This window comes from Rhizobium mayense, from assembly GCF_030272705.1.
Classification (GTDB): domain Bacteria; phylum Pseudomonadota; class Alphaproteobacteria; order Rhizobiales; family Rhizobiaceae; genus Rhizobium; species Rhizobium mayense.
Genome location: NZ_JARFYM010000033.1, coordinates 129,348 through 141,982, shown reverse-complemented (window position 1 = coordinate 141,982; position 12,635 = coordinate 129,348). Strand labels below are relative to the sequence as shown.

The 12,635-nt window shown below is 60.3% G+C and carries 12 protein-coding genes, 1 tRNA gene and 1 pseudogene; 11 read left to right on the top strand and 3 right to left on the bottom strand.

Annotation, left to right across the window (positions count from 1 at the left end):
- Positions 1 to 1,113, bottom strand: a pseudogene (locus tag PY649_RS28495) (PAS domain-containing sensor histidine kinase); the annotation flags it as partial.
- A 222-nt stretch (positions 1,114 to 1,335) separates the two neighbouring features.
- On the opposite strand from PY649_RS28495, the gene PY649_RS28490 reads away from it, so the two are divergent.
- On the top strand, positions 1,336 to 1,785 hold the full coding sequence (locus tag PY649_RS28490) for a phasin (RefSeq protein WP_133708489.1): 450 nt from the start codon (positions 1,336 to 1,338) through the stop codon (positions 1,783 to 1,785).
- Positions 1,786 to 2,014: 229 nt separating this feature from the next.
- A tRNA-His gene (locus PY649_RS28485) sits at positions 2,015 to 2,091 on the top strand.
- Between the two features lie 128 nt (positions 2,092 to 2,219).
- On the opposite strand, the gene PY649_RS28480 is transcribed toward PY649_RS28485, so the two are convergent.
- Positions 2,220 to 2,372, bottom strand: a complete 153-nt coding sequence (locus PY649_RS28480) for a hypothetical protein (protein WP_285872251.1) — start codon at positions 2,370 to 2,372, stop codon at positions 2,220 to 2,222.
- A gap of 231 nt (positions 2,373 to 2,603) precedes the next feature.
- On the opposite strand from PY649_RS28480, the gene PY649_RS28475 reads away from it, so the two are divergent.
- Entirely contained in the window at positions 2,604 to 2,762 is a 159-nt protein-coding gene (locus PY649_RS28475; RefSeq protein ID WP_285872250.1) for a hypothetical protein, read from the top strand.
- Positions 2,763 to 2,776: 14 nt separating this feature from the next.
- On the opposite strand, the gene PY649_RS28470 is transcribed toward PY649_RS28475, so the two are convergent.
- The gene (locus tag PY649_RS28470) at positions 2,777 to 3,658 is read right to left on the bottom strand and encodes a LysR family transcriptional regulator (RefSeq protein WP_285872249.1); all 882 of its coding nucleotides are present in this window, start codon (positions 3,656 to 3,658) and stop codon (positions 2,777 to 2,779) included.
- Positions 3,659 to 3,770: 112 nt separating this feature from the next.
- On the opposite strand from PY649_RS28470, the gene PY649_RS28465 reads away from it, so the two are divergent.
- The 8 genes from PY649_RS28465 to PY649_RS28430 all read left to right on the top strand — a co-directional run bounded on the left by PY649_RS28465 (position 3,771) and on the right by PY649_RS28430 (position 12,425).
- Positions 3,771 to 5,267 (top strand): CoA-acylating methylmalonate-semialdehyde dehydrogenase, encoded by a 1,497-nt coding sequence (locus PY649_RS28465; protein WP_285872248.1) that lies wholly within the window; start codon positions 3,771 to 3,773, stop codon positions 5,265 to 5,267.
- A 144-nt stretch (positions 5,268 to 5,411) separates the two neighbouring features.
- Complete coding sequence (locus PY649_RS28460) at positions 5,412 to 5,759, top strand: VOC family protein (protein WP_285872247.1); 348 nt, start codon at positions 5,412 to 5,414, stop codon at positions 5,757 to 5,759.
- 282 nt (positions 5,760 to 6,041) lie between these two features.
- Entirely contained in the window at positions 6,042 to 6,530 is a 489-nt protein-coding gene (rirA, locus tag PY649_RS28455) for an iron-responsive transcriptional regulator RirA (protein ID WP_285872246.1), read from the top strand.
- A gap of 335 nt (positions 6,531 to 6,865) precedes the next feature.
- A complete protein-coding gene (locus tag PY649_RS28450) occupies positions 6,866 to 8,461 on the top strand; it encodes an ABC transporter substrate-binding protein (RefSeq protein WP_285872245.1) in 1,596 nt (531 codons plus the stop codon).
- A 90-nt stretch (positions 8,462 to 8,551) separates the two neighbouring features.
- Positions 8,552 to 9,556, top strand: a complete 1,005-nt coding sequence (locus PY649_RS28445; protein ID WP_285872244.1) for an ABC transporter permease subunit — start codon at positions 8,552 to 8,554, stop codon at positions 9,554 to 9,556.
- 9 nt (positions 9,557 to 9,565) lie between these two features.
- On the top strand, positions 9,566 to 10,459 hold the full coding sequence (locus PY649_RS28440) for an ABC transporter permease subunit (RefSeq protein WP_285872243.1): 894 nt from the start codon (positions 9,566 to 9,568) through the stop codon (positions 10,457 to 10,459).
- Positions 10,459 to 11,472 carry an ABC transporter ATP-binding protein gene (locus tag PY649_RS28435; RefSeq protein WP_285872242.1) on the top strand — a complete coding sequence of 338 codons (1,014 nt, stop codon included), beginning with the start codon at positions 10,459 to 10,461 and terminating at the stop codon, positions 11,470 to 11,472. The genes PY649_RS28440 and PY649_RS28435 overlap by 1 nt, the downstream gene beginning before the upstream one ends.
- Positions 11,472 to 12,425, top strand: a complete 954-nt coding sequence (locus PY649_RS28430) for a peptide ABC transporter ATP-binding protein (RefSeq protein WP_285872241.1) — start codon at positions 11,472 to 11,474, stop codon at positions 12,423 to 12,425. The genes PY649_RS28435 and PY649_RS28430 overlap by 1 nt, the downstream gene beginning before the upstream one ends.
- Positions 12,426 to 12,635 lie beyond the last annotated feature (210 nt).

The window sequence follows — 12,635 nt, the reverse complement described above, 5'->3', positions numbered from 1 at the left end:
GGTAGGGGCGGGGGCGACGGCCTTGGCCGCGGGCGGTTCGGCGGTTGTGTCCGCATGATCCACCGGCCCTTCTCCCAGGCTTGGCTGAAGATCGTCATCGACGTCCGGTACAAGCTCGTCGGCATGCGCAGCCGCCTCGATCTGTTCCGGCGTCGCGCTGTCCATCATCACCAGCGCATCGATATCTTTGCCGGCAGCGTCGGACTGCGGATGTGTCTCTTCGTGGCTGGCGGCAGAATTCTCCGGCGCATCCTCGACCTCTTCTATATCCGCCACCGCGTCGATGACATCAGGAGAGGGCGCCTCCGCGATAGGTGCCGCCTCGCGAACAGGCGTTTCCTCTGCCGCGGCAGTTTCGAGCTCCTTCCGCGCCTCTTCCGCTTCCGGCTCGACCGCCGCGGCAGCAGCCGCGCCGGGACCAAGGCTTTCCGTCGGATCGAGATGACCGGCTACGGTCTCGACGACGAAGAGCAGATGCAATGCAGGGATTTCCGACAGCTTGCCGACGGCGGCGGGCAGATAGCCATGGCCAGTCGGGATCGGCCGCTTGATCAGCCGCTCCGCCTGCGCGCCTGCCATGGTCGTCAGCATCCTCGCGGTCTGCGGCGTGACACCAAGCGTATCGAAGCGTGCGGAAGCGGCGATGACCTCGCCGTCGCGCCCGATCACGGCCATATGCGTATCGGGATCGTCGAAACCGTCGATCATCCGCTTGGCGCTCTCGGCTGCCGCGAGCGGCTTGGAGGAGACCGGCGACGAAAACAGGATCGCCTCTTCGCCTGCCTGCACCCGGATGATTTCAACCGAGGCATTGACGACTGCGCGCTGGAAGCCCGAGGCCATGCGGATCAGAAAGGTGCGCTGGTCGCCGACGGCACCAAGTCCGCGTGCCGTCGCTTCGATCTGACGGAAAGACACGTCGCCGGCTTTCGGCCCCTGGTCCAAGAAATCATAGATGACATCGTAGCCGAAGAGATTGGCGCCGGCGCCATTGGCCCAAAGCACGCGGTCCATGCCGGTCGCAAACAGCACCAGGGCTTCGCCGCGCGCAAAACGCTCCCGAACGCGGGGGTGCACGGCAATGTCAATGAATGGGTACTGAATTGCGGGCATGTTCCGACCTGCTTTGCGGGCGTGATCGCCTCTCTTGCTTTAACGCTTTATTAATAACGGCGCCCCGGTTTCAGGTCCAGCGAAGGGCCAGGTTTTTGACTGGCAGGGTTAATGCGTTGTGCATCGCACAAAGATGTTGCAATGCACAATAATTTATATTATATAAAGCTCATCCAATTCACCGAGGGCGCCTCCGAGTAGGGCCCACATAGGAGCGCAAGCATGGCTACTGTAAAGAAAGACGACGTTTTTTCAACGGCTGCATTCGACCCGTCCAAGCTCTCTGAATCCTTCCGCGACTTCGCGGAAAAGGGCGCTGCACAGTCCAAGGAAGCCTTCGCTAAGATGAAGACGGCTGCTGAAGAAGCCGGCAAGACCGTTGAAGCCACTGTCCAGACCGCCCAGGCCGGCACCGTGGAAATCGGCCTCAAGGCCATCGACGTTCTGCGCACCAATGCCGAAAGCTCGCTGGCGCACATGGAAGCCCTGCTTCGCGTCAAGTCCGTCGCCGAACTCTTCGAACTGCAGACCTCCTTCATCCGCAAGCAGGCTGAAGTGACCGTCGAGCAGGCCAAGTCCATCCAGGAAACCACCAAGAAGGTCGCCGAAAAGCTGGCAAAGCCGGCCAAGGACGCTGCTGAAAAGGCCATGTCCTCCTTCAAGGCTGCTTAATTTCCAGAAGCCTCCCAAGGCCAACGTCCCGCTTCCAGCTGAAAACACTGAAAGCGGGACGTTTTAGTTTCAGGGTGCCAGAACGCCCTTTCGCGCCTTCGTCCGGATGCGGGGATGCATCGTGGTCAAGGCGTCGTACCCAGCCTTTTTCATATTGCGGGGAGATAGGACTTGAAATAATTTCAAAGTCCTCGTATGTGACCCCCGTTCCCGCGGCAACGCGGCATGTGCGGTTGTAGCTCAGTTGGTTAGAGCGCAGGTTTGTGGCACCTGAGGTCGGTGGTTCGAGACCACCCAACCGTACCATTTCCACAAAAATCAGAAAGTTTCTGGTTGTCCCGACGCTGTCCGGCGCTTGTCTCCGTCGGTGCGGACATTCCGCGCCGGTCGCCTACGCTTAGGGCGTGCTGGGTCAACGCGCTATCGGCCGCGGTCTATTTCTTATCCGCGGGCTTCTTTGTGACATGTCCCGGCGAAATCGGGTCGCTCGCCGGAAAGGTCTCCTCAAGCGCTTCCTCGAGATAGTCGTCCTGTTCCTTGATTTCTTTTTCGGTCAGCTCCGATTGCTTTTTCTTTTTCTCGCTCATGGTTCAACTCCCTTGGTGTTCTCAAATAATTAGAAGATCGCAGGTGCTTGTCCAGCGTCGGTCACCTGGAAGGCGTGCCGCGCGCCTCTTGGGCGCGCCGGAGACGTTCTTAGAACGCGTTCCGTGACACGATCGTGGCAGCACCGCCGGACGGCTGACAGGATTTCCTGTGGAACCGTGCTTGCTCCCGACCGTTCCCCAAGATCAACAACAAACCGGAAGGAACTGCCCATGTCCGTGCCACGCGAGCCGATTCCCGAGAAGCCACCGATGCCCGGTCCCGGCTGGACACCGGAGCCGCCGATAAAGGAGCCGGATCCCGACAGGCTGCCGGACGAGATGCCCGTCCCCAATCCCGACGAGAATGAAGATCCGCCGAAGCACGCCTAGGGTCTCACATCGCTTCACAAAAACATCCGCCTTTCCTCGCTCACCAACTCCTGCAGAAAGTCCGCGACTGTGCGCACCCGCACCAGATCGCGGGCGCTTTCGTGATAGATGGTCCAATAGGCGCGTTTGATCGATATATCGGGAAGGATGCGGGTCAGTTCCGGATATTGCCGGGCGATGTAGTCGTGCAGGATGCCGATGCCGGCGCCGGAGCGCACCGCTTCCGTCTGGCCGATTGCGGTCGAAATTTCGAATGACGCGTCCCAGCTGCGCATGATCTCGCCGGAAAAATTCAGCGAGGCGGTAAAGATCAGGTCTTCGACATAGCCGACGCGCGGGTGCAATTTCAGCGCTTCGATGCTATCGGGCAAGCCTGCCTGGTCGAGATAGTCCTTCGAAGCGTAAAGGCCGAGCGTATAGTCCGTCAGCTTGGACGAGACCAGGCGACCCTGTTCCGGTCGTTCCAGCGTGATGGCGATATCGGCCTCGCGCTGCGACAGCGAGAAGGAGCGCGGCACCGGCACGAGCTGGATGCGCAGTTCCGGATACCGCGCGATCAGCCGTCCCAACCGGGGCGCAAGGAAGGAGACGCCGAAGCCATCGGGTGCGCCGATGCGCACCGTGCCGGTGATGGCGCTGTCGAGATGGCCGACGCTCGCCTGGGCGCGCAGCATCTCGGTTTCCATGCGCTCGGCCGCGTGTACGAAGATTTCGCCTTCTGCCGTGAGCTCGCAGCCATTGGTGCGGCGCACGAGCAGCCGCGTCTTCAGCCGCTCCTCCAGCGTCGTCACCCGCCGGGAGAGCGTCGCGTGGTTGACCCCAAGCCGTTTCGACGCCGCCAGGATCTGTCCTGTGCGGGCAACAGCAAGGAACATTCGGACATCGTCCCAATCCATATGCCCATCCCGGACTTCAATTTCTGCACAACGGTTGCTTATAACAGCTCATTGATTTGTGCAAATTGAAGTGCCATCCTGCATTCATTCCAGAAAACGAGGAGGCAAATCCATGCGTGAGATCGGTCATTTCATCGGCGGTAAGCACGTCGCCGGCACTAGCGGCCGCACGAGCAACGTCTACAATCCGGCAACCGGCGAAGTTCAGGCAACGGTCGCGCTCGCCGATGTCGCCGACATCCGCGCCGCCGTCGAAAACGCCAAGGCCGCGCAGCCGAAATGGGCCGCCACCAACCCGCAGCGCCGCGCCCGCGTTTTCTTCAAGTTCGTCGAACTTTTGAACCAGCATATGGACGAGCTGGCGACGATGCTCTCCAGTGAGCATGGCAAGACTGTCGAGGACTCCAAGGGCGATGTCGTCCGCGGTCTTGAAGTCTGCGAATTCGTCTGCGGCATTCCGCATCTGCAGAAAGGTGAGTTCACCGAGGGCGCCGGCCCGGCGATCGACATGTATTCCATCCGCCAGCCGGTCGGTGTCGGCGCCGGCATCACGCCGTTCAATTTCCCGGCGATGATCCCGATGTGGATGTTTGCGCCGGCGATCGCCTGCGGCAACGCCTTCATCCTGAAGCCATCCGAGCGCGACCCGTCCGTGCCGATCCGTCTTGCCGAACTGATGATCGAAGCCGGTCTGCCGGCGGGTATCCTCAACGTCGTCAATGGCGACAAGGCTGCCGTCGACGCCATACTGACCGATCCGGATATCGCCGCCGTTACCTTCGTCGGCTCCACGCCGATCGCCCGCTATGTCTACGGCACGGCTGCGATGAACGGCAAGCGCGCACAATGCTTCGGCGGCGCCAAGAACCATATGATCATCATGCCGGACGCCGACATGGATCAGGCCGTCAACGCCCTGATGGGTGCGGGCTACGGTTCGGCCGGCGAGCGTTGCATGGCAATTTCCGTCGCCGTTCCGGTTGGTGAAGACACGGCCAATCGCCTGGTCGACAAGCTGGTACCGAAGATCGAGTCGCTGCGCATCGGTCCCTACACCGATGATAAGGCCGATATGGGCCCGCTCGTCACCAAGGACGCCTACAACCGCGTCAACAGCCTGATCGACCGCGGCGTAGAAGAGGGCGCCAAGCTCGTCGTCGACGGCCGTGGCTTCAAGCTGCAGGGATATGAGGACGGCTATTTCGTCGGCGGCAGCCTGTTCGACCATGTCAAACCTGACATGGATATCTACAAGACCGAAATCTTCGGGCCTGTTCTCTCGGTCGTCCGCGCCAAGAATTATGAAGAGGCGCTCGACCTGCCGATGAAGCATGAATATGGCAATGGCGTTGCCATCTATACCCGCGACGGCGATGCGGCGCGCGATTTCGCCTCGCGCATCAACATCGGCATGATCGGCGTCAACGTACCGATCCCGGTTCCGCTCGCTTACCACTCCTTCGGTGGCTGGAAGTCCTCGAGCTTCGGCGATCTCAACCAGCACGGCACGGATTCGATCAAGTTCTGGACCCGCACCAAGACGATCACCGCCCGCTGGCCGTCCGGCATCAAGGACGGTGCCGAATTCGTCATGCCGACGATGAAGTGATGTTCGTCGATATCGCCTGATACGCAGCGCCGCTCAATGCAGATTGGGCGGCGGTTTTTTGTTGCGGTTATTTTCTGCGGAGTCATCTTGCGGGAGGGTGCGTTTTGTCTTAGAACAAAACAAGAACAACCGGAGGACGGTGCGATGTCCGCGACCTATCAGATCGACTATCTCGAGTTTCCATCGACCGACGGGTTGAAGACCCGGCGCTTTTTCGAGGAAGCTTTCGACTGGAGCTTCGTCAGCTATGGGCCGACTTATCACGCCATCGAAGCGGCCGGCATCGACGCCGGCATCCAGGGCAACGCAGCAGAGGCCACCGACGCGCCGCTGCCTGTGGTGCGCACGACGGATCTGGAAGCGGCGCAGCGTGCCGTCGAACTCGCCGGCGGCGTGGTCACGCGTCCGGCCTTCAACTTTCCTGGTGGCCGGCGCTTTCATTTCCGCGAGCCGGGCGGCTGCGAGATGGCGGTCTGGGTTTCCGCGACCTGACTCTCGGTGCTAGCGGCTTATCGGAATCGACGATCATTCCGAGACCAGCATGCTGTCGACCCATCCGGGTACGCTGGAGCGCAAGCAGGCTATCCTCGATTACGCCAGGGATCTTGGTGGGGCAGGGAGCGACCGATACGCATTTGCCGAAACCCGACTGATGGCCGATACCCATCAGAATAACGTGAATGTGATTTTCATCTTTTGGAATTGTTCAAAACTACGAAAGGCACTATATACCAGTGGAACCGTCCTATGCGGCCTTGATTCCAGGAGATCGGCATGCGCTTGACCAAGCAGACCAACTACGCAGTGCGCATGCTCATGTATTGCGCCGCCAATGAAGGCCACTTGAGTCGTATCCCGGAAATCGCCAAAGCTTATGGTGTTTCCGAGCTGTTTTTGTTCAAAATTTTGCAGCCGCTGACCAAGGCCGGCCTTGTTGAAACCGTGCGTGGCCGCAATGGCGGCGTGCGTCTCGGCAAGCCGGCGACCGATATCAGCCTGTTCGACGTCGTCCGGGTGACCGAAGATAGTTTCGCGATGGCCGAATGCTTCGAGGAGGGCGTCGTCGAATGCCCGCTGGTCGATAGTTGCGGACTGAATTCGGCGCTGCGCAAGGCGCTCAATGCCTTCTTCGACGTGCTGACGGAATATTCCATCGACGACCTCGTCAAGGCCCGTCCGCAGATCAATTTCCTGCTCGGTCTGACCGACGACGATCGCAGGGCGATCGCCAAGAAGCCGGCGATCGCGGCACCGGCAGCCTGACCCCTAAATTTGCGCAGTTTTTCATCCGCGGTCGCTTTGAAGTGTCCGCGGATTTTTGTTTGTGACGTAAGGTAATCCCGCGGCAAACAATTAGTATTTTCGAAGAGGCAAGGGTAAAATTATCCCAATTGCGTCTAAAAGGGACGCGATTTCGATAGAATGTTACCAATCCAGGACCATTTTTGTCTGAAAATTTCCAAACTCCAAAATTTGGAAAAATTTTAGGCGGCGCGTGTTGCTTTCACACATTAAATAGCGTTCCATCGGCGCGATCCGGATGGGAACCTATGGGGAACCACGGTTTCAAAAGAAGAACAAACCTGGGAAACGATATCATGAAAAAGATCTCTGTCCTGTTGGCAGTGACTGCCTTGACTTCGGTCATGGCAACGTCCGCCTGGTCCAAAACGCTTGTCTATTGCTCGGAGGGTTCGCCGGAAGGTTTCGATCCGGGAATTTATACCGCCGGCACCACCTTCGATGCCTCTTCGCGTACGGTCTACAGCCGCCTCGTCGAGTTCAAGCACGGCAGCACCGAAGTTGAACCGGGCCTCGCCGAAAGCTGGACGGTTTCCCCCGACGGCAAGGAATACACCTTCAAGCTCCGCAAGGGCGTGAAGTTCCAGACCACCGACTACTTCACCCCGACGCGCGATCTCAATGCCGACGACGTCGTCTTCTCGTTCAGCCGCCAGCTCAAGGAAGACAGCCCGTGGGCCAAGTACGTCGCCGGCGGCTCCTATGAATATGCCGCAGGCATGGGCTTCCCGACCCTCATCAAGTCGGTCGACAAGGTCGATGACCTCACGGTCAAGTTCGTGCTGAACCATCCGGAAGCGCCGTTCATCGCCGACCTCGCCATGGACTTCGCTTCGATCCTGTCGAAGGAATATGCCGACAAGCTGCAGGCCGACGGCAAGATGGAACAGCTGAACCAACAGCCGCTCGGCACTGGTCCGTTCACCTTCGTCGCCTATCAGCCTGACGCGGTCATCCGCTACAAGGCGAATGAGACCTACTTCAAGGGCAAGGAAAAGATCGACGATCTCGTCTTCGCGATCACACCGGACGCATCGGTTCGCGCGCAGAAGCTGAAGTCCGGCGAATGCCAGATCATGCCTTATCCGAATGCCGCCGACATCAAGGATCTTCAGACCGACAAGAGCCTGAAGGTTCTCGAACAGCCGGGCCTGAACGTCTCCTATCTCGCCTACAACACGCTGGTCGCCCCCTTCGACAAGGCCGAAGTGCGCCGGGCGCTGAACATGGCCGTGGATAAGCGCGCAATCGTTGACGCTGTCTTCCAGGGTTCTGGCTCAGTTGCCACCAACCCGATCCCGCCGACCATGTGGTCCTACAACAAGGACATCAAGGACGACGCTTTCAATCCGGAAGAAGCCAAGAAGATGCTCGAAAAGGCCGGCGTCAAGGATCTCAGCATGAAGATCTGGGCGATGCCGGTTTCGCGTCCGTACATGCTGAACGCACGTCGCGCCGCCGAGCTGATGCAGGCTGACCTCGCCAAGATCGGCGTAAAGGTCGAGATCGTCACTTATGACTGGGCCCAGTATCTGAAGCTCTCCTCCGCCAAGGACCGCGATGGCGCGGCCATCCTCGGCTGGACCGGCGACAACGGCGATCCGGACAACTTCCTTGACACGCTGCTCGGCTGCGACGCAGTCGGTGGTAACAACCGCGCTCAGTGGTGCAACAAGGAATTCAACGATCTCGTGAAGAAGGCCAAGCAGACTTCCGACCTCCAGGAGCGCACCAAGCTCTATGAACAGGCACAGGTCGTCTTCAAGCGCGAAGCTCCGTGGATGACCATCGACCATTCCGAGGAGTTCGTTCCGATGAGCGCCAAGGTTTCTGGCTTCGTGCAGGATCCGGTCGGCGTTCACCGCTTCGATGGCGTTGATATCGCCGAATAATGGACACATTCTGAGATACCCGGTCGAAAGCCGGGTGAAACCGGCGGTCAGGCAATATGCCTGACCGCCGGAAAACTTTGGATATCTGCCATGTTGCGCTTTCTCTTCAGCCGCCTTGCGGTGCTGATTCCGACGTTTCTCGGCGTTTCGATCGTCGCTTTCTCCTTCATCCGCCTGCTTCCGGGCGATCCCGTCATGCTGTTGTCGGGCGAGCGCGTGATGTCGCCGGAACGCCATGCCCAGATCTCCCATGATCTCGGCTATGACCAGCCGCTGATCGTGCAATACGGCCACTACATCTGGAACGCGCTGCACGGCGATCTCGGCACTTCGATCACCACCAAGCGCGATGTGCTGACCGACTTTCTGACCTTCTTCCCGGCAACGCTGGAACTGTCGATCTGCGCCATGATCCTGGCGATCTGTCTTGGCATCCCGGCCGGCGTTTTTGCCGCCGTCAAGCGCGGCACGTGGTTCGATCAGAGCGTGATGGGTGTTGCGCTTGTCGGCTACTCCATGCCGATCTTCTGGTGGGGCTTGCTGCTGATCATCGTTTTCAACGGCTATCTGCATTGGACGCCGGTTTCAGGCCGCATCGGGCTCATCTATTTCTTCAAGCCGATTACCGGCTTCATGCTGATCGACAGTCTCCTGTCCGGCCAGAAGGGCGCCTTCGCTTCCGCCCTCAATTCGCTGATCCTGCCGACTGTCGTGCTGGGCACCATTCCGCTTGCCGTCATTGCGCGGCAGACACGCTCGGCTATGCTGGAAGTTCTCGGCGAAGATTATGTCCGCACCGCCCGCTCCAAAGGCCTCGCGCCGCTGCGCGTCGTCTCCGTGCATGCGCTGCGCAATGCCATGATCCCGGTGGTCACCACCATCGGCCTGCAGGTCGGCGTGCTGCTCGGCGGCGCCATTCTGACGGAAAGCATCTTTTCCTGGCCAGGCATTGGCAAATGGATGATCGACGCTGTCTTCAAGCGCGATTATCCTGTGGTGCAGGGCGGTCTGCTGCTGATCGCGGGCATCGTCATGCTCGTCAATCTCGCCGTCGACCTGCTCTACGGCTTCATCAATCCACGTATTCGTCACTAGGAGCGGCCCATGAGCACGGTAAGTCTCAAATCCGACCGCCCCTCCGCTATTGCGGAGTTCTGGTATTATTTCTCGCGCAACAAGGGCGCCGTCATCGGGCTGGCGGTCTTCCTTTTCGTCCTGTTCCTGGCAATATTTGCCGGTGTGGTCGCCCCGCATGATCCCGACACCGCTTATGGCAGCGCCATGCAACGCCTGCCGCCCGCCTGGGCAGAAGGCAGCAACAGCAGCTTTCTCCTTGGCACCGACGCCAATGGCCGCGACCTTCTTTCGCGCCTGATCTATGGAACGCGGTTCTCGCTGTTCATCGGCCTGGTGGTTGCTTCGCTTTCGGCGCTCGCCGGCGTCCTGATCGGCCTTGTCGCCGGTTATGTCCGCGGTCGTACCGATACGATCATCATGCGAATCATGGATATCATCCTTGCCGTCCCCTCGCTGCTTCTGGCTCTCGTGCTGGTGGCGATCCTGGGGCCTGGCCTGACCAACGCCATGATCGCGATCTCCATCGTCAACCAGCCGCATTTCGTCCGCCTGACGCGCGCCTCGGTCCTTGCCGAGCGTGACAAGGAATATGTCATCGCCTCGCGCGTCTCCGGCGCCGGGCCGCTGCGCCTGATGTTCAAGACCATCCTGCCGAATTGCCTGGGGCCGCTCATCGTGCAGGCGACGCTCGCCTTCTCGGCCGCCATCCTCGATGCCGCCGCCCTCGGCTTTCTCGGCCAGGGCGCGCAACCGCCGACGCCGGAATGGGGCACGATGCTGGCGGATTCGCGCGAATTCTTCCAGAGCAACCCTTGGCTCGTCACTTTTCCCGGTCTCTGCATCCTGGTCACGGTTCTCGCCATCAATCTGATGGGCGACGGCCTGCGCGATGCCTTTGACCCGAAGCTGAAGAGGTCATGATGCCGCTTCTCGATATTGAAAATCTCACCGTTGAATTCCAGACTGCATCCGGCCTGTTCCGGGCGGTCGACGGCGTATCGCTCACCTGCGACAAGGGGGAAATTCTCTCGATCGTCGGCGAATCCGGCTCCGGCAAGTCGGTCTCCATGCTCGCCATGATGGGGCTTCTACCCTGGACGGCGAAGATCACGGCTGACCGCATGACGTTCGACGGCAAGGATCTGCGCGGCATCTCGTCCCGCCAGCGCCGCAAGATCATCGGCAAGGACATGGCGATGATATTCCAGGAGCCGATGTCGAGCCTCAATCCGTGCTTCACGGTCGGCTTCCAGCTCGGCGAAACTCTGCGCATCCACATGGGTCTCGACCGCAAGGCACGCCGCGAGCGTTCGATCGAGCTTTTGAACCTTGTCGGCATTCCGGCGCCTGAAGATCGCCTGTCGAACTTCCCGCACCAGATGTCTGGCGGCATGAGCCAGCGTGTCATGATCGCCATGGCGCTGGCCTGCAATCCGAAGCTTCTGATCGCCGACGAACCGACCACCGCACTCGACGTGACCATTCAGGCACAGATCCTCGATCTGCTCGTGCGCCTGCAGAAAGAGCAGGGCATGGCGCTGGTGCTCATCACTCACGACATGGGCGTGGTGGCCGAAACGGCCGAGCGCGTTCAGGTGCAATATGCAGGCCAGAAGGTCGAGGAGCAGCCCGTGAAGGAACTGTTCCGCGATCCACATCATCCTTATACGGCTGCCCTCCTTTCGGCTCTGCCGGAGCGTGCCGTGGTCGGCGAGCGCCTGCCGTCGATCGCCGGTGTCGTACCCGGTCAGCATGATCGCCCTTCGGGGTGTCTCTTCGCACCGCGCTGCTCGTTTGCGACGCCGGAATGCGATCGCGGCGTCAGGCGCCAGGGCGTCGAGCTCGGCGTAACGCTCTGCAACTATCCGCTGGAACACGGCAAGCCGCTCGGTCATCCCGGCCTTGTCGCCACGCAAGCAGCAGGAGGCCTTTAATGACGGGCGCTGTTCTCGAGGGGCGCGATCTCGCCCGTTTCTACACTGTCAAGCGCGGCGCCTTCAAACCGGAGGCCACCGTCAAGGCACTGAACGGCGTCAGCTTCAGCCTGCAATCCGGCCGCACGCTTGCAGTCGTCGGTGAATCCGGTTGCGGCAAGTCGACGCTCGCCCGCCTGGTGACGATGATCGAAGATCCAACCGCCGGCGAATTGCTGATCGACGGCAAGCCGGCGAAGCTTGGCGACCGCAGCTTGCGCAGCGCCGTACAGATCGTCTTCCAGAATCCTTATGGCTCGCTCAATCCGCGCCAGAAGGTCGGCTCCATCCTCGAAGAGCCGCTGAAGATCAACACGGACGACGATGCCGCCACGCGCCGCCGCAAGGCGGAAGAGATGATGGCACGCGTTGGCCTGCGTCCGGAACATTATGACCGCTATCCGCACATGTTCTCCGGCGGACAGCGCCAGCGTATCGCCATCGCCCGTGCGCTGATGCTGCGGCCGAAGGTGCTGGTGCTCGACGAGCCGGTCTCCGCGCTCGACCTGTCGATCCAGGCCCAGGTGCTGAACCTTTTGATGGATCTGCAGAAAGAGATGGGGCTTGCCTATCTCTTCATCTCGCATGGTCTGTCGGTCGTTCGCCACATCGCCGACGATGTGATGGTGATGTATCTCGGCCGCCCGGTCGAGACCGGCACTGCCGAAGAGGTTTTTGCCCGTCCGCGCCATCCCTATACGGCCGCCCTATTGTCGGCGACGCCGATTGCCGATCCCGAACGCGAGAAGAATCGCATCCGCCTGCAGGGCGAATTGCCGTCCCCTCTCAATCCGCCGATCGGCTGCCACTTCAACCCGCGTTGCTGGCGCGCGCAGGACAAGTGCCGGCAGGTGGCGCCGGAATTGCTGGGCGAGGGCACGCATAAATTCTCCTGTTTCTTTCCGTTGGATTGATCCAGGTTGCAATCGGGCAGATCCGGCTTTGCCGCGCCTTTCTGCCCTGCCTCCTTCACGCCAACCCTCTTCCCGCACGCGGGGAGAAGGGGACCGGTCTTGCGTAGAACAGGCTCTGTCCTAGTTCTCGACGACGATTGGCTTGCTCCGTCGTTCCCTCGCCCCGTTTACGGGGAGAGGTTAGGGCGAGGGGCCAGGCAATCGGGTGCA